We start from the raw sequence: 24,212 nt of genomic DNA, 5'->3' as shown, positions 1-24,212 counted from the left end.
CCTTATTTGTCTTGAGTATCGGCCTAAATCGAGAATAGGAATTTCCTCGTCTGACAACATGCGGCGGCACTGCGATTCGTGATCCCTTTCATGGTTTTAATTTCCCCCATGTTGTCTACTTTTGGTGTTAAAAATAGACAACATGAATTACGACGATTAATCCATCGTGATAAATAAATAATATCTTTATGTATTAAAAGGATTTTCCTTCAATACATATCGTTTAGCACTCCTTATGAAGAGTGGAACAGAGGTCTACTGGTGATCTATAAATCTATCGCAGACAGATTGCGTCTTCGGCTAAATTCCTCCGATTTCAATATCGGTAGCCCGTTGCCGGGGGAGAAAAAGCTGGCGGAAGAGTTTGGCGTGGCGCGGATGACGATCCGCAAGGCTATCGAGCTGCTGATTAGCTGGGGGCTGGTCGTTCGCCGGCACGGTTCCGGTACCTTTGTCGCCCGCAAAGATGTGCACCACGAAACCACGAATCTCACCGGGCTTGCCGAGGTGTTACGCAAGCAGGGCAAAGAGGTGGTGAGCGAGGTGCTGGTATTCGAAGTTATGCCAGCTCCGCCGGCTATCGCCAGCCAGCTGCGAATACAGATCAATGAGCGGATCTACTTCTCTCGCCGCGTGCGCTACGTGGATGGAAAACCCCTGATGCTGGAAGACAGCTATATGCCGGTCAAATTGTTCCGCAACCTGTCGCTGGTACATCTGGAAGGGTCAAAATTCGATTACATCGAGAAAGAGTGTGGGATAACCATTAGCGGCAACTATGAAAGCCTGACGCCAGTGCTGGCAGACAAGCAGTTGGCGCGGTCGATGAATGTGCCGGAACAAACGCCGCTGCTGCGGATAACCTCGCTTTCCTACAGCGACAGCGGTGAGTTTCTGAACTATTCGGTGATGTTCCGCAACGCCAGTGAATATCAGGTGGACTACCATCTGCGGCGCGTCCACCTGGATATGCCGTTAGCCCATCCCCCAGAACAGCACGGCCAGTAGCTGCGGCGTAATGATGCGTAAAAACATGACCAGCGGATAGACCGTGGCATATGACAGCGCCGCCGCCCCGCTGGTGGCGTGCAGGTTGTTAGCGAAAGCCAGCGCCGGCGGGTCGGTCATCGACCCGGCCAGCATGCCGCACAGGGTCAGATAGTTCATCTTCATCAGCAGCCGAGCCAGAATGCCGACCGCCAGCAGAGGAATGGCGGTGATAAAAATACCGTAGGCAATCCAGCTTAATCCGTCTCCTTCGGTCAGCGTGACGACAAAATCACCGCCAGACTTCAGCCCGACGACGGCCAGAAACAGCACGATCCCCAGCTCACGAAGGGCAAGGTTGGCGCTCGGCGGCATAAACCAGTAGAGCTTCCCGATACTCCCGATTCGCCCGAGGATCAGCGCCATAATCAATGGCCCACCGGCGAGCCCCAGCTTCAAGGCCACCGGGAAACCGGGAATAAACAGCGGAATGGAGCCCAGCAAAACCCCCAGACCAATGCCAATAAAGACCGGCAGCATTTGCACCTGCTGCAATTTTTGCTGGGCGTTACCCAGCTCAGCGGCAACCGCATCAATCGCTTCCGGGCGACCGACCAGGTTAAGAATATCGCCGAACTGCAGGCTGGCGTGGCTGCTGGCGACCAGCTCAACCCCGGCGCGATTAAGTCGCGAAATGACCACGTCATAGCGCTGTTTAAAATGCAGGTCGCGGATCCGCTTCCCTAACACTTTCTCATTGGTGACGACCACCCGCTCAACTTTTAAATCCGTACCGCGAGTTGAAAGTGAGGTTGAAACTTCCTTGCCGATAACCAGCTGCGCGTTATGTAAATCCTCCGGGCGCCCGACCAGATGTAGCAGGTCGCCGGTCTGAATTAACGTCCCCGGAGCAGGCACCATCAGCAGATCTTCACGCTTGAGACGGGAGCATATCAGCTTATCGCTGTTGAGCATCGGCACGTCCTGAATCGCCATATTATTCAGGTTGGGGTTTTCGACGCGGACGTTGATCGTTTGTAGCACCGCGTGCCCGTTCCCGCTGCTTTCATCAAACTGCTGGGCCTCTTTTTCTACGTTAACGCGAAAGAACAGGCGCACCAGCCACATGGTCAGCAAAATGCCGCAAATGCCAAACGGGTAGGCCATGGCATAGCTCATCCCCATCTGGTCGACAACGTCAAACGGTACGCCAAGATCGCGCAGAATTTGCTGCCCGGCCCCCAGCGCTGGCGTATTGGTCACGGCCCCGGAGAAAATACCGAGCACCACCGGCAGCGGGATATGAAAGAGCTTATGCAGCACCGCGGTTACCAGCCCACCGAGAATAACAATCAGGATGGCGAAGAGATTGAGCCGCAGCCCGGAGACACGCAGAGAGGCGAAGAAACCCGGTCCCACCTGGATACCGATGGTATAAACGAAGAGAATCAGGCCAAATTCCTGGATGAAGTGCAGCATCGGGCTACTAAGAGCGATACCTGCCTTATCCACAAAGTGGCCAACGATAATGCCGCCAAACAGCACGCCGCCAATACCAAACCCGACGCCGCGAATTTTGACATTGCCGATCCACAATCCGACTACCGCCACCAGCGCCAGAACGCTGACGGTCAATGCTATATCACTCATCGTCTGTTCCCTGTGAATAACATTATCAACACCATGGATTATGGCCTAAGCCTCCGGGCCTGTATGCAGCCTGGCGCACAATAATCAGCGGGTCATCTGAACGGCGTAGGCCGGAGAATCAGTTTTGTTAACGCAAAAAAAAGCCCCGAAAATCGGGGCTTTATCTGCGATGTCATCTTAGCTGTCGAGGGCCGGACGCTCGCTAATTGCGATTCGCTGCGGGATAACAACTTCCGGCTCATCACGGGTTAAATCAATGTGCAGCAACCCGTTATTGAACGTGGCGCCGGAGACTTCCATATTTTCTGCCAGGGTAAAGCTCAGGCTAAAGGCCTGACTGACTAACCCCTGGTGCAGCCATTTCGTCTCTTTGTCAGCCTGCTGCGGCGTACCTTTCACGCTCAGGCATCTCCCTTCCAGCTGAATATCCAGATCTTCCTGACGGAAACCGGCCAGCGCAAGCGTAATGCGATAGTGGTTATCGTCGCTTTTTTCAATGTTATACGGTGGGAAGCTCTGGCTTTCACTGGTGGATTGCAGTGCATTGGCCAGTTTGTCAAAACCGATCCATTGACGCAGCAGTGGGGATAAATCGTAGTTACGCATAATGTATTTCTCCTTCTAAGAAGCGAGTTGATATCTGCAAATCCTGTGGATTTACATTTGCCCCCTGACGGCGAGCAAGTTTGCCAGTATCGGGCCGCATGGCGACCCGAACAAAATTAGTTAATTTCGATACGGCGCGGTTTGTCCGCTTCCGGAATCACACGTTCCAGAACGATATACAGCAGGCCGTTCACCAGGTTTGCGCCGCGGATATGGATATTTTCCGCCAACTGGAATTTGCGCTCAAAGTTGCGTTCCGCAATGCCCTGATAAAGATAGGTACGTTCTTTTTGCTCGGTCGCGTGGGCGCCTTTTACAATCAACAAGTTATCCTGCGCAGTGATCTCCAGTTCGCTCTCAGCGAAACCGGCCACGGCGATGGCGATGCGGTAATGGTCTTCATCTACCAGCTCGACGTTGTACGGAGGGTAGCCGCCATTGCTCTGGCTCTGATTGTTTTCTAACAGATTAAAAAGACGGTCAAAACCAATAGCAGAACGATACAGCGGAGAGAGATCGAAATTACGCATAATAAAAAGCTCCTGAAATCAGCGAGAATTTTTGACCTTCCATCATGGACAGGTCGTTATTACCCGGAATACCCCGCAGGCGTATTCTCATCGGGCCACATTCTTAAAATGTGGCTTCCCTGGGCGTTTTCAAGCGTAAAAAGCCATTTTTTTTTGCAGTTTCCTGCCGATTGCTTAGACTGGGTGGACAGCACAAAAGGCAAAATGCGATGCCTGCCACAGTGCAGCGTAATAACGCTAGGCATTCACGGAATGGCTCGATATAACCGATGTGAAGGTTACCTCAATGCCCGAAACGACGATGGAAGAATGATGAAAAGCGGTCTGTTAAAGCTGGTCCTGTTCAGCGGGATAGTGAGTTTGAGCGGTTGCTCCAGCGTGATGTCACATACCGGCGGAAAGGAAGGAACCTATCCGGGAACCCGTGCCAGCGCACAAATGCTGGGGAACAGTGATGCCAACTGGGGAACAAAATCCCTGGTCGCTCTTGATATGCCCTTTACGGCGGTGATGGATACGCTTCTGCTGCCGTGGGATATGTTCCGCACCGACAGCTCGATAAAATCACGCGTCGAGAAAAGTGAGAAGGACTCGCTGGCGACCAACTCTGTGATTCCGCCAGCGGCAATGCCCTCACCTTGATCTAAAGCGCGACTTCGGTTATCCACAGCTGGCGATAGCCCTCTGCATCCTGCATCCAGGCAAGGTGCTTCCCGTCCGGTGAAAACACCACAGCATCCGCTGAAGGTGGGTTTTCATGATCGGCAGTCAAAAATGTAATTTCACCGCTCCTGGCATGACAGATAGCGATGCGGTCATCCAGTACAAATCCCAGCCATTCTCCTGACGGGTGCCAGTTAAACGCCGACTGAATATCATTAACGTTATGGGTAAGCTGCCGCAGATCGCGGCCCTGCGGCGAAATCAGCCACAGCTGAACCACACCGGCCTCATCACGCATCAAAAAGGCAATCTGCGTCGCCTGCGGGTTTGCCCGCACCCAGTGTCGCGGTGTACTGGCCAGCCCCGGATAACGGCGATGGTGAGTGAACGTTAAACGTCGCTGCATCACGCCGTGCGGCGGTGCTGGCATGGTGCTATCCGTGCCTGCCAGCGGCGCATCGCCCTGCTGTTTCCAGCCTTGTTCATCCTCGGGTAGCGTCACCATAAACAGCTCAGGGATTTTATCGCCATTGATCGACAGCGTATCGCCGATAAATGCCAGCGTATGGTTACCCACCCATCCTTCTTCATAGGCGCGATTAATCTCATCGCTGCCCGGCACCGGCGTCGGCGTTGTCCGACTGACCAGTACACACCAGTGGCTACCGCTATATTCACGCGGATGCTGGCCACCAGGGGTCACCGGCCCATAAGGCGTCGCAACCCCGACGTTCCTGAGATCAAGAGCGGCGGAGCGTTCGTGCAGAACATGATCGTTATAGGTAAAGCTGACGTACTGCCCGTTTGGGCTATAGACATGAACGTGGCTGCCGCCGCGCAACGCACCTGGCGTATACGGTGCGGTGATGTCCATCGCATCAAGATTGTGCGTTGTGCCCTGATATGTCACTACACCGCGACGATGATGGAAATCGTACTGCCAGTTTTCATCCGGGTGCTCCGGGCCGTGTATAAAGACATATTTATCCAATGAAGGATGAACGGTCACCACGCCGACATGAGCCCCGTGATCCGCGCGATAAAGGATTTCTACGGCACCGGTTTGCACATTAACCCGTTCAATCGTCTTACCGGTAAAGGAAGCGCCAGACGGACGGACGTCGAAAACCAGCCACTGGCTGTCCGCAGTCCAGGTGCGCGTATTGGTTAGCTGATGATGGCGGGGAGCAAAGGTGACTTGTTTCATAGAGATACCCTGATGCACAACGTTCACATCAGGGTATAGCATCGGGCAAGATTAGCCTACACGTTTAACATCACCCACCAGCAGGATATAGGACAGCGCGCCCATCAGCGCTACCGCGGCGATATAGACCAGCGCCGGGCCAAAACCATAGTCCTGTGCCAGATAGCCAATCACCAGCGGAACGGTAATGCCACCCAGCCCCCCCACGAAATTAAACACTCCGCCCGTCAGGCCAATCAGACGCATCGGCGCCAGCGAAGAGACCAGCGACCAGGTGATGGAGGCAAAACCGTTGCCGAAGAAGGCCACCGCCATCAGCACCATGATCCATACCGGGTCATTGGTGTAGTTGGCCCCCATGATGCAGGTCGAAATCAGCAAACCGCAGATAATCGGCGTTTTACGGGCCACGCCAAGCGAGAAGCCTTTTTTCACCAGTCTATCGGCCAACCACCCGGAGAGCAGTACCCCAAAGAAGGCCGCCAGGAAGGGAACGGTCGTCATAAATCCAGCCTTCAGCGCGGTAATACCTTTCTCTTGCGTCAGATAGTTCGGGAACCAGGTCAGGAAGAACCATAGCGTCGACGTCACGGCAAACTGCCCCAGGTAAACCCCGATCAGTTTACGGTGAAAGACCAGCTTCCAGTCGGCTTTGGTCAGCGGCTGTCGCGCCTCTTTTTTTACCGGCGCATCGCCATCCACCAGACCACCGCCGTCGCGAATATAATCCAGCTCTGCTTTACTAATACTTTTCGTCTGACGCGGCGGCTGATAAACCTTGAACCAAATTAATGACCAGACAATGCCGATGCCGCCGGTTACGATAAAGACCCAATGCCAGCTCAGCATTTCCTGAATCCAGATCAGCAGCGGAGTGAGGAAAGCCAGCCCGACAAACTGCCCGGAAGTATAAAATCCCACGGCGGAGGCGCGTTCATGCTCCGGGAACCAGCTGGTCACCATCCGATTATTGGTCGGAAAGGCCGGTGCTTCAAAAATCCCGGTAATTGCCCGCAATCCAATCAATGACATGAGCCCCGAGGCAAACCCCTGAAACAGGGTCGCCACCGACCAGCCAAAGATCGCGATAAAGTAGGTCAGCCGTGAACCAACCCGGTCCAAAAACCAGCCGCCCGGGATCTGACACAGCGTATAAAGCCAGGCAAAAGCGGAAAAAACGTAGCCCATTTCCGCTTTCGTGATACCAAACTCCTCCTGAATATGGGCGGATGCCACGGCGAGATTGGCGCGGTCAACATAGCAAATGACGACGGTAATAAAGATCATAAATAGCGTCAAATAACGGCGGCGCCCCGGTTTTACAGCGGTAACTGAAATATCCATCGCAATCTGTCTCCAGATTTTGGGCATAGCGAAGCCGCTCACCATGCCCTGTAGTTTACAGAGGGTGTGTTTAAAATTTTTATTTTGCTTACGAATGATCTACATAGTTCGCGTTGCAGGAAGGCGGAAAAATTGCAAATCCTCAGGAGCTTACATGAGTAAGTGACTGAGGTGCGCAATTGCAGCCAACACACCTGCGGCGTGAAATATGACGCCCATTTACCATTCCGCGACGGAACCATCCTCATGCCGCCACAGCGGATTACGCCAGTCCGGCGCATTTTGACTCAGTTCGATAACCCGGGCTTCATCTATTTCTACGCCCAGTCCCGGCTTCATTAACGGTTTAAAGAAACCGCCGGTCATATTGAAGTCCTCTTTATTTTTCACAAAATCGAGCAGCTCCGCGCCCTTGTTATAATGAATGCCCATGCTTTGTTCCTGAAGCACCGCATTGCGTGAGACAAAGTCGATATGCAGACAGGAGGCCAGGGCAATCGGCCCTAACGGGCAGTGCGGCGCCAGCGCCACATCGTAAGCTTCGGCCATCCCGGCGATTTTATAGCATTCGGTAATACCGCCGGCGTGGGAAAGATCAGGTTGCAGAATAGCCAGGCCGCCCGCCTCCAGTACGCGTTTAAACTCAAAGCGCGAGAACATCCGCTCGCCGGCAGCGATAGGAATATGCGTTTGTGCCGCCAGCTTCGGATAATATTCCGCCTGCTCCGCCAGCACCGGTTCTTCAATAAACAGCGGGCGATATTGTTCCAGTTCCTTAATTAATACTTTGGCCATTGGCGCGCTGACTCGGCCATGAAAATCGAGGCCAAATTCAATTTCATTACCGAAAGCCTCGCGAATTTGCGCCACGGTATTCACCGCCGCATCCACCGCGCGTGAATTATCGATAACGCCCATCTCTTCACAGCCGTTTAGTTTGAAGGTATCAAAGCCAATTTCACGCAGCTTTTTAATACCATCAATGACTTCGGCAGGGCGATCGCCCCCGACCCAGCTGTAAGCTTTGATATTGTCGCGTACCAGGCCGCCCATCAGTTGCCAGACCGGCGCATTCAGCACCTTACCTTTGATGTCCCACAACGCCTGGTCAATACCGGCAATCGCACTCATCAGAATCGGGCCACCGCGATAAAAACCAGCGCGGTACATCACCTGCCACAAATCATTGATACGTGCCGGATCGGCACCAATCAGATAGTCTCCCAGCTCGTGAACGGCCGTTTCCACGGTACGCGCACGCCCTTCAATCACCGGTTCGCCCCAGCCAACAACCCCTTCATCCGTTTCAATTTTCAGGAACAGCCAACGAGGGGGTAAACGGTACGTGGTGAGTTTGGTTATTTTCATTGCACTGCCTCTCGATACGCTTTAACAAATGCGGTTGCCTGCTGAGCGGTTCGTTCGACGGACTGCCCGGCGCGATAAAGGTCGCTACCCAGCCCGGCACCGGCACAACCGGCATCAATCCATTGCCTCAGATTCTCCGGCGTTACGCCGCCAACGGCGAACACAGGGATCTCCGGCGGTAATACGGCTTTCAACGCCTTGATATAGTCCGGCCCAAAAGCAGAGGATGGGAATACCTTTAGCGCCTGCGCCCCGGCGTCGAGCGCGGTGAACGCTTCGGTCGCGGTGGCACATCCCGGGCAGACCGTCATGCCATAGCCCACCGCACGGCGAATAACCTCGGTCTGGATATTGGGCGTAACAATCAGCCGACAGCCTATTTTCGCCAGCTCATCTACCTGTTCCGGTTGCAGCACGGTGCCTGCACCGATCAGCGCCCGATCGCCAAAAGCCTCAACAATCGCCGGAATGCTCTGCTGCCAACGGGGAGAATTCAGCGGAATTTCAACGGCGTCGAACCCGGCATCAATCACAGCGCCAACGTGTGCCAGCGCCTCTTCTGGCGTTACGCCGCGCAGAATTGCGATTAACGGAATCTTTGTTTGCCACTGCATTTGCGATGCTCCTTAGTTACACAAAACCATTAAGAATGCGTCGAGCCGCGCGCCTGAGAGTCCTCAGACGTATGCTTGATTCAGCGTTCGGGAAACCCCATCGCTCAGAAACAGACTGGAATGCTGCGTGCAGCTGTCGCCTCAGGGATGAGGGACGGGACGAAGTGCGCCCGCGGTCGACAGAGAGGCAGATTGAATAATGAAGCGTATACCCGCCTGAAAAGCCGCATCGCCATCGACCGTCGCCACATCACGCCCGAGAGCGTGGAATGCCTGAGCGTAGCGCGAGGCCAGCGACGCTCCGCAGACCAGCGTTATTGCCTGCGGCCCGGTAAACTGTTCGCTCATGGTGGCAACTTCGGCGCCAATCAGCAGGCCGGACAAAAACTCGCTAACCTGCTCACGCGGAAGTGAACCCAGCACGTGAGCCGCGCGAACCTCAAAGAGCCGCGGCAATATGTCAGGAGAAGTCAGTCCGCGCTCGAGACCGGCGCGGAATGCGGTGGGGGCCGATATTTGCTCCGGTAACCCAGCCCCCACCAGCGAGTGGCGCAGCAGCAGGTGATGCAGCTCTCCGGTCATAACGGTGCGAAAATCGTGGATCTGCTGACTGTCGGCCTGTACCCATTTGCAATGGGTGCCAGGCATAACATAAACAGAAGCGGACGAAAGGGCCTGCGCCCCGAGCAGCTGCGTCTCTTCACCGCGCATCACGTTATGGTTGTTATCACGAGAGACGCACAGTCCAGGAACAATCCAGATATTGTCGCTAACAGCGGTTAATTGCTGGCCAATTGCCGAGAAATGGACGGGAACCGGCAGATAGGGCGCAGTTTTCCATCCCACATTACTGCCCACCATTCCCGCCATCACTACCGGAGTGGCGCCATTGAGCCAGCTTTCGGTTATGTCGCTAAACACCGCAGCCGGGGACTTGCCGTTGAGGCGAGTGACGCCAGCTTCTGATTGCCTGCTCTCCAGGCATTCATCGCCCTGATAAAGCCAGGCGCGCAGATTGGTCGATCCCCAGTCAATTGCGATGTAGCGAGATATCATGTGATTTCCTTTAACCGTCGTGTTGAGCTGGCGATCATGGTGAGCGCCGCCTGCTCTGCCGCTTCGCTATCCTGATGCCGGATCGCATCAAACAGCGCCTTATGTTCCTGGAGCGTTTTCGGCATGTTGGCCTCATCGCCCATCCACGTCCGTTCAAACACGGCTCGCTGTAACGAGCTGATGGCTACCGTCAGCTGCTGTAGAACCGGGTTATGCACCGACTGCAACACCGCCTCGTGATAACGAATGTCGGCTTCATTAAATGCATCCCGGTCCTGGTTATTGGCTATCATGTCGTTGAGCGCGTCTTCAATCTGCGCCAGATCGCTCGAGGTCGCGCGTTCTGCCGCCCAGCGAGCAATGGCCGGCTCAACCAGATTACGAACTTCGCTCATTGCGCCAATAAGACGCGGGTCGTAATCATGCTCAAGCACCCACTGCAACACCTCAGTATCCAGGTAATTCCAGTGGTTACGCGGCGCGACGAAAGCGCCACGATAACGCTTCATTTCAATCAGCCGCTTTGCCATTAAAGAGCGAAACACTTCACGAATAATGTTGCGCGAGGTTTCAAACTCTTCACACAGCTCTGCTTCCGCCGGCAGTGCCGAGCCGGGAACGTACTTGCCCCCCACAATCTGGCGGCCCAACGTCATGATGATGCGATCGGTTTTAGTCAGGTTCATGGCATGTCCTTTAAGAAATCACTCTGCCTTACTTTACCCTGACTGCCGGTTTTTACCTCACCTTTGCAGTACAAACGTGATGCTATACGTCATCTGATGTGACACATAGTAGTACCAATAACCAATGTTGTACTACAATTTAGATCACAAAAAGAACAATTCATAAGATAAAAAAAAGCGAACCCAAAGGCCGCTATCAGAAGGAAAGTCAGAATGAGGGGGAGAAATGACGATCAGAAGGCCTCGCCGACCTGGAAGTAGAAGCCGCTGCTGCCTTTGCCGATACCATAGTCCAGGCGAATATTCACCCGGGGTTTAAATTCAAATCGATAGCCGACGCCTGCGGTCGGCAGCCAGCGACCGTCGTTCAGAGAATCAACGGAAGGCCCCATCGTCCCGGCACCTACCCAGGCGACAACGCCATGGCGCCAGGTGAGCTGGCGACGATATTCCAGCTGGGAGCTCACCACATTTTTATCGCGATAGCGCCCCTGATAATAGCCACGCATGCGTTCATCGCTGCCCAGCAGCGGCAGCATACTCCATGGCACATCGCCCTGAGTAAAAATCCCGTCAGCTTCCCACGCCAGCACGCTTTTCTCGCTAAGTGCGGTGTAGCGGCTGTAGTGAAGGTGGAATTCATCAAACCGGGTATCGCTCCCGAGTCCGGGGGCGTAATGGGTATAGCGGAGGTCGGCATACTGGCCTTTGCGAGGGTTCGGCACAAAATCACGATCGTCCCAGTTCACATCGATACTGATGCCGGAGCTGAATACCGAGGGCCCCTGGGGGGTACTTTCTATTTTTGGCAGATCGTCGCGGTCCATTTCATCGGCATTCTGGGCGGCCAACGACCAGCCCACGCCAAGATAGACATTATCCAGCAGCTGTCGGTATACGGTGGGCCGCAGGGTCAGTACCTGCGCGGTATATTTCTCTTTGCCGCCGTCATTATCGGCGGCAGTGAAGCCCTGTCCCCAATAGTACGTTGGTGTATTAGCCAATGACCCCTCAACAAAGATGCGCCAGAGATCGTTGGCAAAAAAGGCATAGTTTTTCACGCTGACGCCGAATGCGCCGGTAGAACTGGCATAGCCACTGAGCGTTAACGTCGAATTTTGGCTAACGGTATCGGAGGGGTCGGGGCGATACATGCCGACAACCGCAGTTCCTATTCCCAGACCCAGCTCCGGCGTGTAAAACGGCCCGGGCATCACCCCCCAGTCGATCCCTTTCGAGGCATCAAACTGGTCGCTGGCCCCCAGGTTTTTCAGCCAGTCATCGATATTTTCCTGGCTGAGTGCCTGCGCCTGAACCTGCCCGATAAAAGAGCATGCAAAACACAACAGAATGACGCTACGCAGCGTGCTCAAAAACGATTCTCTCCTGAGACAAAAAGTGATGACGGCCAGCAATGCGCAATCGCGTCGAGTTTGAGTATAGTTGGCATCCAGCATGACTCTTTCGAGGCAGGTACGGATTCAGCAAAATAAGAAGGAAAGCTTATAGAATTCGCGGCAATGAGGGGGAGACTTAAGTGCGGATTGACGTGTGATGCGGCAAAAAACGGCCTAAGTTGTTCATTTTGTGCATCATCAAGGCAGATTCAGGCCCGAAAATGACGGGCCTGAAGAGCAGGTCAGGATAAAACGTACTTCTCAATCGCCCAGGCCACGCCATCTTCAAGGTTCGATTTGGTAATGAAGTTAGCGGCTTCCTTCACCGTTGGAATCGCGTTATCCATCGCCACGCCGACGCCGGCAAACTCAATCATGGCGATGTCGTTTTCCTGATCGCCAATTGCCATGATCTCTTCCTGTTTGATATTCAGCGCATCAGCCAGAGATTTTACACCCGTCCCTTTATTCACGCGCTTATCAAGGATTTCGAGGAAGTACGGCGCGCTTTTCAGCACGGTATATTTCTCTTTTACTTCCGCAGGGATCCGGGCAATAGCCTGGTCGAGGATCGCTGGCTCATCGATCATCATCACCTTCAGCAGCTGGATATTCGGGTCCATATTTTCTGCTTCGCAGAAGACCAGTGGGATCGTCGCTACGTAGGATTCATGTACCGTGTAGTAGCTCACATCGCGGTTGGCGGTGTACAGCGTATTGCGATCGAGGGCGTGAAAATGAGAACCGACGTCGCGAGAAAGCTGTTCGAGGTAGCGGTAGTCGTCATAGCTCAGCGCAGTTTGCGCCACGGTACTGCCGTCGCTTGCCTTCTGCACTAACGCACCGTTATAGGTAATGCAGTAGTCTCCTGGCTGCTCCATATGCAGCTCTTTCAGATAGCTATGCACACCCGCATACGGACGACCGGTAGTGAGAACAACGTTGACGCCACGCGCGCGCGCCGCGGCAATCGCGGTTTTAACAGCAGGAGAGATGGTATGGTCTGGCAGCAGCAGCGTGCCGTCCATATCAATTGCAATCAGTTTAATAGCCATGAGATCCCCAGGTAAGATGAGTCCTGGGCCATGCTAACGCGATTCCGCTCAAAAAACAGCAACAGAAGAAGGGGAAAACGAGGATAGGATCGAAACGAAGAATTCCTCTTTTACGGCTGAGGAACTCCCGGATTGCGGCGCCAGGCGCTTTATCCGGGTGATTCATTGCACAGCCCCGGTAAGCATAGCGCCGCCGGGGACTGACTGATTAGATATCGATGTTCGCCGCTTTCAGGGCGTTTTCTTCGATAAAGGCGCGGCGCGGTTCTACGGCATCGCCCATCAGGGTGGTGAACAGCTGGTCGGCGGCAATCGCATCTTTAACGGTTACGCGCAGCATACGACGGCTATCCGGATCCATTGTGGTTTCCCACAGCTGATCCGGGTTCATCTCGCCCAGACCTTTATAACGCTGGATAGACAGGCCGCGACGGGACTCTTTTACCAACCAGTCCAGCGCCTGCTCGAAGCTGGCTACCGGCTGACGGCGTTCACCACGTTCGATAAACGCATCGTCTTCGATTAGGCCGCGCAGCTTCTCGCCCAGCGTGCAGATACGACGATATTCACCGCCGGTGATAAACTCGTGATCCAGCGGGTAGTCGGTATCCACACCGTGGGTACGCACGCGGATGATCGGTTCGAACAGCTGCTGCTCGGTATTTTCGTGAATGTCGAATTTCCACAGGCTACCGTGCTGCTCTTTCTCGTTCAGATCGGTCACCAGCGAATTTACCCAACGGGTCACGGTCTGCTCATCAGACAGATCGGCTTCGCTCAACGTTGGCTGGTAGATAAGCTCTTTCAGCAGCGTTTTCGGGAAGCGACGTTCCATGCGAACAATCATTTTCTGCGTCGCATTGAACTCGGCAACCAGTTTTTCTAACGGTTCACCCGCCAGGGCCGGAGCGCTGGCGTTGGTGTGCAGGGTTGCGCCATCAAGCGCGATGGCGATTTGGTACTGATCCATCGCTTCATCGTCTTTGATGTACTGTTCCTGTTTGCCTTTCTTCACTTTGTACAGCGGCGGCTGAGCGATGTAGACGTGGCCGCGCTCAACGATTTCCGGCATCTGACGGTAGAAGAAGGTCAGCAGCAGAGTACGGATGTGCGAACCATCCACGTCGGCATCGGTCATGATGATGATGTGGTGATAGCGCAACTTGTCCGGGTTGTACTCGTCGCGGCCAATGCCGCAACCCAGCGCGGTAATCAGCGTCGCCACTTCCTGAGAGGAAAGCATCTTGTCGAAGCGGGCTTTCTCAACGTTGAGGATTTTACCCTTCAGCGGCAGGATAGCCTGGTTCTTACGGTTACGGCCCTGCTTAGCAGAACCGCCCGCGGAGTCCCCTTCCACGAGGTACAGTTCGGACAACGCCGGGTCACGTTCCTGACAGTCCGCCAGTTTGCCCGGCAGACCAGCCAGATCCAGCGCACCTTTACGACGGGTCATCTCACGCGCACGGCGCGCGGCTTCACGTGCACGGGCCGCATCGATAATTTTGCCCACGACGATTTTCGCGTCAGACGGGTTTTCCAGCAGGTATTCGTTCAGCAGTTCGTTCATCTGCTGCTCTACCGCCGTTTTCACCTCAGAGGAGACCAGTTTGTCTTTCGTCTGCGAGGAGAATTTCGGATCCGGAACCTTCACGGAAACCACGGCAATCAGGCCTTCACGAGCATCATCGCCGGTGGCGCTGACCTTCGCTTTTTTGCTGTAGCCTTCTTTGTCCATGTAGGCATTCAGGGTACGGGTCATCGCCGCACGGAAGCCTGCAAGGTGGGTACCGCCGTCGCGCTGCGGAATGTTGTTAGTGAAGCAGTAAATGTTTTCCTGGAAGCCATCGTTCCACTGCAGCGCAACTTCTACGCCAATACCGTCTTTCTCGGTGGAGAAATAGAAGATATTCGGGTGGATCGGCGTTTTGTTCTTGTTGAGATACTCAACGAACGCCTTAATGCCGCCTTCGTAGTGGAAATGGTCTTCTTTACCATCGCGCTTGTCGCGCAGACGGATAGATACCCCGGAGTTCAGGAACGACAGCTCACGCAGGCGTTTTGCCAGGATTTCGTATTCGAATTCGATAACGTTGGTGAAGGTTTCATAGCTCGGCCAGAAGCGCACCATGGTACCGGTTTTCTCGGTATCGCCGGTGACGGCAAGCGGTGCCTGCGGCACGCCGTGGGCGTACAGCTGACGGTGCACTTTGCCGTCACGTTGAATCACCAACTCCAGTTTCTGCGACAGGGCGTTAACGACGGACACGCCTACGCCGTGCAGGCCGCCGGAAACTTTATAGGAGTTATCATCAAACTTCCCGCCTGCGTGCAGGACGGTCATGATGACTTCTGCCGCCGATACGCCCTCTTCCGGGTGAATACCGGTCGGGATACCGCGGCCATCATCCTGTACGGAAACGGAGTTATCGCTATGGATGGTGACAACGATGTCTTTACAGTACCCTGCGAGCGCTTCGTCGATAGCGTTATCCACAACCTCGAATACCATGTGGTGCAGACCGGTGCCGTCATCCGTGTCGCCGATATACATACCCGGGCGCTTACGCACCGCATCCAGCCCTTTCAGGACTTTGATACTGGAGGAGTCATAAGAATTCGACATCAACGTTTCTCGCTCATTTAATCTTGGGTTAATCCGTTATTTTACCCTTTTCCACGGTGAACATCTTCGAATTTTTGTCCGACATGTCCATTACGTGTTCAGCGCCAATCGCGCTGACGAAAACCTGCGACTGCGTGGCTTTTAAGCGGCTGGCAAGCAGACCGCGCCGCGCATCATCAAGTTCCGAGGCAAAATCATCTATCAGATACAGACAGCGTCTCCCGCTTTCGCGGGTTAAAAACTCCCCTTGTGCCAGCCGTAGCGCGCACATCAGGAGTTTGAGCTGACCACGTGACAAAGTATCTTCGACCGGCGCCCCATCGGCACGAATGCGGAAATCCGCTTTGTGCGGGCCGTGGGCGGTGTAGGTCAGCATGCGGTCACGCTCGAAGTTTCTCTCCAGCACCTCGGAATAATCCGTTTCTTTCTCCCAGCCACGCTGGAAGGAGAAGGTCAGAGAAAACTCAGGTAAAAATTGTTTACAGGTATCCGCCATGTCTTCGACGATAGCGGCGCTATATTCGGCACGCCAGCGGCTGATTTGCTCCGCCAGCGGAATAAGTTCCAGATCCCAGGGCCGTATCTGAGCGTAGCGACTGACCTGACGCAGCGCGGCATTGCGCTGCTTCAACAAGCGCTTCAGATTGCTCCAGGCGGTAAAGAATCCAACTTCATTGTGAAAGCATCCCCAATCGAGGAAGGCTCTTCTGTATTTGGGACCGCCGTTGAGTAACGTAAATCCCTCAGGCGTAATGAGCTGCATCGGCATCAGGTGCGCCAGCTCAGCCACTTTGTGGCCGTCGGTGCCGTCAATACGAACTTTGCTGTCGCCCTGCTTATCTTTCGTCAGACCGATGGAGATTTCACGCTCCTCGCCCTGCAGGCGACCATGCAGCACAAACGACTCCTGCTCATGGCGGATCACGCGGCCAATTTGCAAACTACGAAACGCCCGGCCGTGGCCGAGCGTATAGATAGCCTCAAGCACGCTGGTTTTGCCGCTGCCGTTCGCGCCCACCAGGAAGTTAAAGCCAGGGGATAAAGCGAGATCCGCATCTTCAATATTGCGGAAGTCTTTGATTAGAAGTCGGGATAGCGACATATCAGCTCGTCATCATTCAAGGCGCGTGGGTGTCGCAGCCAGTTCGTCTACCGCCAGCGCGCAGAAAGCGGAGCGTACACGAAGTACGTGAGCATTTCGAGCACTGCCGGAAGGCGAAATGGCAAGTAAACCAGCCCCTTTGCAGATTCTACAATCTCATAGGCATGACGACGTAAGCTGCGGATTGTGACGCCGCATCTTCTATCTGCACGCTCGATACCGAATCGGTCAGCAAAATACGCACGTTTTCGCATTTCAGCGCATTAAGCACGTCCAGCACGTAGCTGACGTTAAAGCCGATTTCCATCTCGCTGCCGGAGTAGGAAACGTCGAGAATCTCTTCCGCTTCTTCCTGCTCCGGGTTATTAGCCGTGATTTTCAGCTGATTTTCGCTAACGTACAGACGCACGCCGCGGAATTTTTCGTTCGACAGAATCGCCGCACGGGCAAATGCCTGCTTAAGAATATCGCAGCCCGCATCCAGATGTTTATCAGGATTTTTCGGTAATACGCGGCGATAATCAGGGAAACGCCCGTCAACCAGCTTCGAAGTAAAGATGAAATCACCAACGTGAGCGCGGATATTATTGCTGCCAATTTGCACGCGCAGCGGCGTATCGCCACCGTCGAGCATACGCATCAGCTCAATCACCCCTTTACGCGGCACGATCACCGAATGGTTGGGCAGCGATTCACCCAACGGCATAGAGCAGACTGCCAGACGGTGTCCGTCGGTTGCCACGGTACGCAGTTCGTCGCCTTCGGTTTCAAACAGCATACCGTTTAAGTAATAGCGGACGTCCTGATGCGCCATCGAAAACTGAGTGGCTTCAATCAGACGCTTCATCGTCGCCTGCGGCAGCGTGAATTCAACTTCACTCTGCCAGTCGTCGAGATTAGGGAAATCTGCGGCAGGGAGAGTCGACAGCGAGAAGCGGCTGCGCCCGGAGCGCACCAGCATCCGATCACCTTCCAGCTGAACCGCAATCTCCGCACCTTCAGGCAGGCCACGGCAGATATCAAAGAATTTACGCGCCGGAACCGTCGTTGCGCCCGTTTCATGTGGTTGTATCAGCGCAACGCGCGCCACCATTTCCATTTCCAGGTCCGTACCGGTGAGCGACAGCGCGCCTTCCGAGACCTGAAGCAGCAGGTTACCGAGAATGGGCAGCGTTGGACGACCACCTAACGGGCCGCTCACCTGTTGCAGCGGTTTTAATAAATGTTCACGTTCTACGGTAAATTTCATAGCGTCACGAGGATAATGTTCTGATTAAATTGGAAAAATCTTCTTTGATATCGTGGCTTTCTTCACGCAACTGCTCGATTTTGCGGCAGGCGTGCAGCACGGTGGTATGGTCGCGGCCACCAAACGCATCGCCAATTTCCGGCAGACTGTGGTTGGTCAGCTCTTTCGCCAGCGCCATCGCCATCTGGCGTGGACGCGCCACCGAACGGGAGCGGCGTTTCGACAACAGGTCCGCTACCTTAATCTTGTAATACTCCGCCACTGTCTTCTGAATATTGTCGATAGTGACCAGTTTTTCCTGCAGTGCCAGCAGATCGCGCAGCGCTTCGCGCACGAAATCGATGGTGATCGCCCGGCCGGTAAAGTTGGCATTGGCGATAACGCGGTTCAGTGCCCCTTCCAGCTCACGTACGTTTGAGCGTAGACGCTTAGCGATAAAGAATGCCACTTCACCTGGCAGACGAATGTCGTTTTCGTCCGCTTTTTTCATCAGGATCGCCACGCGGGTTTCCAGCTCTGGCGGTTCGATCGCGACAGTCAGTCCCCAACCAAAGCGAGATTTCAGACGATCCTCAACACCGTTGATCTCTTTCGGATAGCGATCCGATGTGAGAATGATCTGCTGATTACCTTCCAGCAGGGCATTAAAGGTGTGGAAAAACTCTTCCTGAGAACGCTCTTTGTTCGCAAAGAACTGAATATCATCGATCAGCAAGGCATCTACGGAGCGGTAGTAGCGTTTAAACTCTTCGATCGCGTTGTTCTGCAAGGCTTTCACCATGTCCTGAACAAAACGCTCCGAGTGCATATAGACCACTTTGGCGTTCGGTTTGCGCGCAACGATGCCGTTACCGACCGCGTGCAGAAGGTGGGTTTTACCCAGACCGGTACCGCCGTAAAGGAATAAAGGGTTATATGCGCCCCCGGGGTTATCGGCGACCTGACGCGCCGCCGCGCGTGCCAGCTGGTTAGATTTACCTTCAACAAAGTTATCGAAGGTATGCTTGACGTTAACGTTAGAGCGGTAGGTCGGCTCCGCCGGTGCCGGGACGTTATCCCAGCCAGGGCGCACGATCGTCGGCGCAACGCGCGCCATTTGAACCTGTGCTGCCGGTACGGTGGCCGCGACGTTATTTATCGCACCGCGCTGCGGCTGCACAGCCGGCTTAGTACCGACTTCAAAACGCAGCTGTGGGGCATCAGCACCGCAAAAATCATTGAGGAGTCCATTGATATTATTGAGGTATTTATCCCTTACCCAATCGAGCACAAAACGGTTTGGCGCATACAATGCCAACGTGTTATCGCTCAATTCCGCCTGCAACGGGCGTATCCACATACTGAATTCTGTGGCTGGTAACTCATCCTGCAATCGGGCAAGACACTGCTGCCAAAGCGAAAGTGACACGGCGGACTCCACTCGAACATAAAATCGATATAAAGAAAAAAAGAAACAATCGTGATTGTTGGCACACGTCGACAAGACCCTGCATTGGCCGAAAAGCCCCTGCACTAAAGGGGTGACGTGCGAACCGCTATCTGCGGTATTTATCCGATGCGGATCGGTGGATCGCGATCAGGACCGGGGATCATAGCCTAAACTGAGAAAGATATCTTGTGTTTCTCAACAGATTCTTCCCGATTTATCCACAGGAAGGATCGAAGCCGGATAAGTGTAATCGATCCGGAGAAGAGTGAGGCACGATTTCACCCACATATTGAAAAATTTAATGAGCTATGTCGGTTTAGGGCCTAAACGATCTAACAAAGATCCTTTGCGATCCTTGCGCTTTACCCGTCAGGCCGTATAATCCTCCACCCGGCGCGTAATGCCCGTTTTCCGTAGCCTGTTGCAGGTCATTTTTTGTGCAACAAGCTACGAGAAATAAGGAAAGAGAATTGACTCCGGAGTGTACAATTATTACAATCCGGCCTCTTTAATCACCATCGCTGAGGCGTTGGCCGTTCGAAGTTCGTTCGGGTATACGCAAAAGTCAGTGAAATTATTCAAGTTTAGGTAGAAACCGCCATGAAACGCACTTTTCAACCGTCTGTACTGAAGCGCAACCGTTCTCACGGCTTCCGTGCACGTATGGCTACTAAAAATGGTCGTCAGGTTCTGGCACGTCGTCGTGCTAAAAGCCGTTCCCGTCTGACCGTTTCCAAGTAATAAAGCTAACCCTGCGTGGTTAAGCTCGCATTTCCCAGGGAGTTACGTTTGTTAACTCCCAGTCATTTCACTTTCGTCTTCCAGCAGCCACAACGGGCTGGCACGCCGCAAATCACCATCCTCGGCCGCCTGAATTCGCTGGGGCATCCCCGCATCGGTCTTACAGTCGCCAAGAAAAACGTCAAACGTGCACATGAACGCAATCGGATTAAACGTCTGACGCGTGAAAGTTTCCGTTTGCGTCAGCATGAACTCCCGCCAATGGATTTCGTGGTGGTGGCAAAGAAAGGGGTTGCCGATCTCGATAACCGTGCTCTCTCGGAAGCGTTGGAAAAATTATGGCGCCGCCATTGTCGCCTGGCTCCCGGGTCCTGATAGGCCTTATCCGGGTCTATCAGCGCCTGATTAGTCCGCTACTCGGGCCGCATTGTCGTTTCGCTCCTACCTGCTCAAGCTACGGAATTGAGGCATTGCGCAGGTTTGGAATGGTAAAAGGCAGTTGGTTGACAGTGAAACGCGTATTAAAATGCCACCCTTTACACCCTGGTGGTGACGATCCCGTCCCGCCTGGACCATTTGATACCAGAGAACACTAACGATGGATTCGCAACGCAATCTTCTTATCATCGCTTTGTTGTTCGTGTCTTTCATGATCTGGCAAGCCTGGGAGCAGGATAACAATCCGCAAGCCCAGCAGCAGCAGACCACGCAGACAACGACCACAGCAGCGGGTAGCGCCGCCGACCAGGGCGTACCGGCCAGTGGCCAAGGGAAACTGATTACGGTTAAAACAGACGTGCTTGATCTGACCATCAACACCCGTGGTGGTGATGTTGAACAAGCGCTGCTTCCGGCTTACCCGAAAGCGCTGAAGTCTACCGAACCGTTCCAGTTACTGGAAACCACACCGCAGTTTATCTATCAGGCACAGAGCGGTTTAACCGGTCGTGATGGCCCGGATAACCCGGCTAATGGCTCCCGTCCGCTGTATAACGTCGATAAAGATGCGTTTGTGCTGGCCGATGGCCAGAACGAAATCGTCATTCCGCTGACGTACACCGACAAAGCGGGCAACGTCTTCACCAAAACATTCACCCTGAAGCGCGGTGAGTATGCGGTGAACGTAGGCTACAGCGTGAAGAACGTTGGCGAAAAACCGCTGGAAATTTCTACCTTCGGTCAGCTGAAACAGTCTGCCAACCTGCCAAGCGCGCGTGATACGCAAACCGGTGGCCTGTCTACGATGCACACCTTCCGTGGTGCCGCGTATTCAACCGCTGATGCGAAGTACGAAAAATACAAATTCGATACCATCGTCGATAACGAAAACCTGAACGTCAGCACCAAAGACGGTTGGGTTGCCATGCTGCAGCAGTACTTCACAACCGCATGGGTTCCGCATAATAACGGTACCAATAGCTTCTACACCGCAAACCTCGGTAACGGTATTGTCGCGATTGGCTACAAATCTCAGCCGGTTCTGGTACAGCCAGGTCAGGTTGATAAGCTGGACAGCGTGCTGTGGGTTGGCCCGGCAATTCAGGACAAAATGGCTGCCGTTGCGCCGCACCTGGATCTGACCGTTGACTACGGCTGGCTGTGGTTTATTTCTCAGCCGCTGTTCAAACTGCTGAAATGGATCCATAGCTTCCTCGGTAACTGGGGCTTCTCCATTATCGTTATCACCTTTATCGTTCGTGGCATCATGTACCCGCTGACCAAAGCGCAGTACACCTCCATGGCGAAGATGCGCATGCTGCAGCCGAAGATTCAGGCTATGCGTGAGCGTCTGGGCGACGATAAACAGCGTCAAAGCCAGGAGATGATGGCCCTGTATAAAGCTGAGAAGGTCAACCCGCTGGGTGGCTGCTTCCCGCTGATTATTCAGATGCCAATCTTCCTTGCGCTGTACTACATGCTGAGCGCCTCGGTTGAACTGCGTCATGCGCCGTTTATCCTGTGGATCCACGACCTGTCTGCGCAAGACCCGTACTACATCCTGCCGATCATCATGGGCGCGACGATGTTCTTCATTCAGAAGATGTCTCCGACCACCGTGACCGACCCGATGCAGCAGAAGATCATGACCTTTATGCCGGTCATCTTCACGGTGTTCTTCCTGTGGTTCCCGTCTGGTCTGGTGGTTTACTATATCGTCAGCAACCTGGTCACCATTATTCAGCAGCAGCTGATTTACCGTGGTCTGGAGAAGCGTGGCCTGCATAGCCGCGAGAAGAAAAAATCCTGATACTCTTCATTCTTCAAGCCGCAGATGCGCTGGCTTCGTAAGTTCGCCCCAGTCACTTACTTCAGTAAGCTCCTGGGGCCTCGCTAACTTGCCGCCTTCCCGCTGCTTGAATTAGTTTGAGTATCTACGGTAGAGTTAATGCCAGAGAAGGCGGTCAATAGACCGCCTTTTTTACATTTACATAGAGAGTCATCATGAGCCATAACGACACTATCGTCGCCCAGGCAACCCCACCGGGACGCGGTGGTGTGGGCATCCTGCGCATCTCCGGCCTCAAAGCACGCGACGTCGCGCAAGCGGTTCTCGGCAAGCTGCCAAAGCCGCGTTATGCCGATTATCTGCCCTTTAAAGATACCGATGGCACGCCTCTGGATCAGGGTATTGCGCTGTGGTTCCCCGGCCCAAACTCCTTTACCGGTGAAGATGTCCTGGAACTCCAGGGCCACGGCGGCCCGGTCATTCTGGATTTGTTGCTGAAACGCATTCTGACCCTCCCGGGCATTCGGATTGCCAGACCAGGTGAATTCTCTGAGCGCGCGTTTCTTAACGATAAGCTCGATCTTGCCCAGGCTGAAGCGATTGCCGATCTGATCGACGCCAGCTCCGAGCAGGCCGCACGCTCGGCGCTGAATTCGCTGCAGGGTGCATTCTCCACTCGTATCAACCATCTGGTGGAGGCGCTGACTCACCTGCGCATCTACGTCGAAGCTGCTATCGACTTTCCGGATGAGGAAATCGACTTTCTCTCTGATGGCAAAATCGAAGCCCAGCTCAACGGCGTGATCGCCGACCTCGATGCCGTTCGTGCCGAGGCTCGCCAGGGCAGCCTGCTGCGTGAAGGTATGAAGGTCGTGATCGCTGGCCGCCCGAACGCCGGGAAATCGAGCCTGCTGAACGCGCTGGCCGGTCGCGAAGCCGCGATCGTTACCGATATCGCCGGGACCACCCGCGATGTGCTGCGCGAGCATATCCATATCGACGGCATGCCGTTGCATATCATTGATACCGCAGGGCTTCGTGATGCCAATGATGAAGTTGAGCGCATTGGGATTGAGCGTGCCTGGCAGGAAATTGAACAGGCTGACCGGGTGCTGTTCATGGTGGATGGCACTACCACCAGCGCCGTCGACCCGGCTGAAATCTGGCCAGACTTTATCGAACGTTTGCCCGCGAAACTGCCGATTACCGTGGTACGAAATAAAGCCGACGTCACTGGCGAAACGCTGGGTATCAGTGAAGTGAATGGCCACTCACTGATTCGCCTGTCGGCACGTACCGGTGAGGGCGTGGATGTGCTACGCAACCACCTCAAGCAGAGTATGGGCTTCGATACCAATATGGAAGGCGGTTTCCTCGCCCGTCGTCGCCACCTGCAGGCATTATCCGACGCCGCCAACCATTTGCAGCAGGGCAAAGCACAGCTGCTTGGTGCATGGGCGGGTGAGCTGCTGGCCGAAGAGCTTCGACTGTCGCAGCAGGCATTGAGCGAAATCACCGGCGAATTCACCTCTGATGACCTGCTGGGGCGTATTTTCTCCAGCTTCTGTATCGGCAAATAACGTTTCATCGATACACATTAGTGAGCATAAACTAACCTGCATTAACATAATGTTTATGCAGGTTTTTTATCTCCAGACCGCTGATTTTCTCTGCCCGT

The 24,212-nt window shown here is 54.2% G+C and carries 23 protein-coding genes and 1 other annotated feature; of the genes, 8 read left to right on the top strand and 15 right to left on the bottom strand.

The annotated features are described in order from the left end of the window. The first annotated feature begins 261 nt into the window (after window positions 1-261). Window positions 262-1,008 carry a GntR family transcriptional regulator gene (locus tag ACMYSK_RS19440; protein ID WP_434637885.1) on the top strand — a complete coding sequence of 249 codons (747 nt, stop codon included), beginning with the start codon at window positions 262-264 and terminating at the stop codon, window positions 1,006-1,008. On the opposite strand, the gene ACMYSK_RS19435 is transcribed toward ACMYSK_RS19440, so the two are convergent. From ACMYSK_RS19435 to ibpA, 3 genes are all read right to left on the bottom strand, one after another. After that, window positions 976-2,637 (bottom strand): putative transporter, encoded by a 1,662-nt coding sequence (locus ACMYSK_RS19435; protein ID WP_434637883.1) that lies wholly within the window; start codon window positions 2,635-2,637, stop codon window positions 976-978. The two genes, ACMYSK_RS19440 and ACMYSK_RS19435, sit on opposite strands and share 33 nt — an antisense overlap. A 177-nt stretch (window positions 2,638-2,814) precedes the next feature. After that, complete coding sequence (gene ibpB / locus ACMYSK_RS19430) at window positions 2,815-3,243, bottom strand: small heat shock chaperone IbpB (protein WP_434637881.1); 429 nt, start codon at window positions 3,241-3,243, stop codon at window positions 2,815-2,817. Between the two features lie 116 nt (window positions 3,244-3,359). Continuing rightward, window positions 3,360-3,773, bottom strand: a complete 414-nt coding sequence (ibpA, locus tag ACMYSK_RS19425; protein ID WP_434637879.1) for a small heat shock chaperone IbpA — start codon at window positions 3,771-3,773, stop codon at window positions 3,360-3,362. Next, window positions 3,767-3,840: a sequence feature (ROSE (Repression Of Heat Shock gene Expression) occurs in the 5'-region of heat shock genes and acts as an RNA thermometer to modulate expression.), on the bottom strand. Its footprint overlaps the gene before it by 7 nt. Before the next feature lie 242 nt (window positions 3,841-4,082). On the opposite strand from ibpA, the gene ACMYSK_RS19420 reads away from it, so the two are divergent. Beyond that, window positions 4,083-4,415: a YceK/YidQ family lipoprotein gene (locus ACMYSK_RS19420; protein ID WP_434637877.1), complete on the top strand. Its 333-nt coding sequence runs from the start codon at window positions 4,083-4,085 to the stop codon at window positions 4,413-4,415. A 1-nt stretch (window position 4,416) separates the two neighbouring features. On the opposite strand, the gene ACMYSK_RS19415 is transcribed toward ACMYSK_RS19420, so the two are convergent. The 12 genes from ACMYSK_RS19415 to dnaA form a co-directional block, all read right to left on the bottom strand. Continuing rightward, window positions 4,417-5,643 carry a DUF3748 domain-containing protein gene (locus ACMYSK_RS19415; RefSeq protein WP_434637876.1) on the bottom strand — a complete coding sequence of 409 codons (1,227 nt, stop codon included), beginning with the start codon at window positions 5,641-5,643 and terminating at the stop codon, window positions 4,417-4,419. A 51-nt stretch (window positions 5,644-5,694) separates the two neighbouring features. Next, the gene (locus ACMYSK_RS19410) at window positions 5,695-7,032 is read right to left on the bottom strand and encodes an MFS transporter (RefSeq protein ID WP_434637874.1); all 1,338 of its coding nucleotides are present in this window, start codon (window positions 7,030-7,032) and stop codon (window positions 5,695-5,697) included. Window positions 7,033-7,206: 174 nt separating this feature from the next. Then, window positions 7,207-8,355 carry a galactonate dehydratase gene (gene dgoD, locus ACMYSK_RS19405; protein WP_434637872.1) on the bottom strand — a complete coding sequence of 383 codons (1,149 nt, stop codon included), beginning with the start codon at window positions 8,353-8,355 and terminating at the stop codon, window positions 7,207-7,209. Then, window positions 8,352-8,969 carry a 2-dehydro-3-deoxy-6-phosphogalactonate aldolase gene (locus ACMYSK_RS19400; protein ID WP_434637870.1) on the bottom strand — a complete coding sequence of 206 codons (618 nt, stop codon included), beginning with the start codon at window positions 8,967-8,969 and terminating at the stop codon, window positions 8,352-8,354. The genes dgoD and ACMYSK_RS19400 overlap by 4 nt, the downstream gene beginning before the upstream one ends. A gap of 141 nt (window positions 8,970-9,110) precedes the next feature. Then, window positions 9,111-10,025, bottom strand: a complete 915-nt coding sequence (locus ACMYSK_RS19395; RefSeq protein ID WP_434637868.1) for a 2-dehydro-3-deoxygalactonokinase — start codon at window positions 10,023-10,025, stop codon at window positions 9,111-9,113. Beyond that, window positions 10,022-10,711, bottom strand: coding sequence for a D-galactonate utilization transcriptional regulator DgoR (dgoR, locus tag ACMYSK_RS19390; protein ID WP_434637866.1), 690 nt, complete (start codon window positions 10,709-10,711; stop codon window positions 10,022-10,024). The genes ACMYSK_RS19395 and dgoR overlap by 4 nt, the downstream gene beginning before the upstream one ends. A 233-nt stretch (window positions 10,712-10,944) precedes the next feature. Then, on the bottom strand, window positions 10,945-12,075 hold the full coding sequence (locus ACMYSK_RS19385; protein ID WP_434644223.1) for a BamA/TamA family outer membrane protein: 1,131 nt from the start codon (window positions 12,073-12,075) through the stop codon (window positions 10,945-10,947). Between the two features lie 275 nt (window positions 12,076-12,350). Next, window positions 12,351-13,163 (bottom strand): sugar-phosphatase, encoded by an 813-nt coding sequence (yidA, locus tag ACMYSK_RS19380; RefSeq protein WP_004869167.1) that lies wholly within the window; start codon window positions 13,161-13,163, stop codon window positions 12,351-12,353. Between the two features lie 208 nt (window positions 13,164-13,371). Beyond that, window positions 13,372-15,786 (bottom strand): DNA topoisomerase (ATP-hydrolyzing) subunit B, encoded by a 2,415-nt coding sequence (gyrB, locus tag ACMYSK_RS19375; RefSeq protein WP_434637864.1) that lies wholly within the window; start codon window positions 15,784-15,786, stop codon window positions 13,372-13,374. Window positions 15,787-15,814: 28 nt separating this feature from the next. Further along, window positions 15,815-16,888: a DNA replication/repair protein RecF gene (gene recF, locus ACMYSK_RS19370; protein WP_434637862.1), complete on the bottom strand. Its 1,074-nt coding sequence runs from the start codon at window positions 16,886-16,888 to the stop codon at window positions 15,815-15,817. A 148-nt stretch (window positions 16,889-17,036) separates the two neighbouring features. Beyond that, window positions 17,037-18,137 (bottom strand): DNA polymerase III subunit beta, encoded by a 1,101-nt coding sequence (dnaN, locus tag ACMYSK_RS19365; protein ID WP_434637860.1) that lies wholly within the window; start codon window positions 18,135-18,137, stop codon window positions 17,037-17,039. 4 nt (window positions 18,138-18,141) lie between these two features. Next, the gene (gene dnaA / locus ACMYSK_RS19360; protein WP_434637858.1) at window positions 18,142-19,545 is read right to left on the bottom strand and encodes a chromosomal replication initiator protein DnaA; all 1,404 of its coding nucleotides are present in this window, start codon (window positions 19,543-19,545) and stop codon (window positions 18,142-18,144) included. Between the two features lie 322 nt (window positions 19,546-19,867). Here dnaA and ACMYSK_RS19355 point away from each other — a divergent pair, with 322 nt between their 5' ends. The 6 genes from ACMYSK_RS19355 to mnmE all read left to right on the top strand — a co-directional run bounded on the left by ACMYSK_RS19355 (window position 19,868) and on the right by mnmE (window position 24,114). Continuing rightward, window positions 19,868-19,948: a hypothetical protein gene (locus ACMYSK_RS19355; RefSeq protein WP_434644221.1), complete on the top strand. Its 81-nt coding sequence runs from the start codon at window positions 19,868-19,870 to the stop codon at window positions 19,946-19,948. 218 nt (window positions 19,949-20,166) lie between these two features. Beyond that, window positions 20,167-20,307 (top strand): 50S ribosomal protein L34, encoded by a 141-nt coding sequence (rpmH, locus tag ACMYSK_RS19350; protein WP_002220736.1) that lies wholly within the window; start codon window positions 20,167-20,169, stop codon window positions 20,305-20,307. A gap of 15 nt (window positions 20,308-20,322) precedes the next feature. Next, the gene (gene rnpA, locus ACMYSK_RS19345; protein ID WP_049264554.1) at window positions 20,323-20,682 is read left to right on the top strand and encodes a ribonuclease P protein component; all 360 of its coding nucleotides are present in this window, start codon (window positions 20,323-20,325) and stop codon (window positions 20,680-20,682) included. Next, window positions 20,646-20,903: a membrane protein insertion efficiency factor YidD gene (yidD, locus tag ACMYSK_RS19340; protein WP_434637855.1), complete on the top strand. Its 258-nt coding sequence runs from the start codon at window positions 20,646-20,648 to the stop codon at window positions 20,901-20,903. The genes rnpA and yidD overlap by 37 nt, the downstream gene beginning before the upstream one ends. A gap of 2 nt (window positions 20,904-20,905) precedes the next feature. Further along, a complete protein-coding gene (gene yidC / locus ACMYSK_RS19335; protein WP_434637854.1) occupies window positions 20,906-22,555 on the top strand; it encodes a membrane protein insertase YidC in 1,650 nt (549 codons plus the stop codon). 194 nt (window positions 22,556-22,749) lie between these two features. Further along, window positions 22,750-24,114 (top strand): tRNA uridine-5-carboxymethylaminomethyl(34) synthesis GTPase MnmE, encoded by a 1,365-nt coding sequence (gene mnmE / locus ACMYSK_RS19330; protein WP_434637852.1) that lies wholly within the window; start codon window positions 22,750-22,752, stop codon window positions 24,112-24,114. The last annotated feature ends 98 nt before the right edge of the window (window positions 24,115-24,212 follow it).

The organism is Klebsiella sp. I138 (assembly GCF_051131765.1).
GTDB lineage: Bacteria > Pseudomonadota > Gammaproteobacteria > Enterobacterales > Enterobacteriaceae > Klebsiella.
The sequence above is the reverse complement of the archived record's forward strand: the minus strand, read 5'-3'. Positions and strand labels throughout refer to the sequence as shown.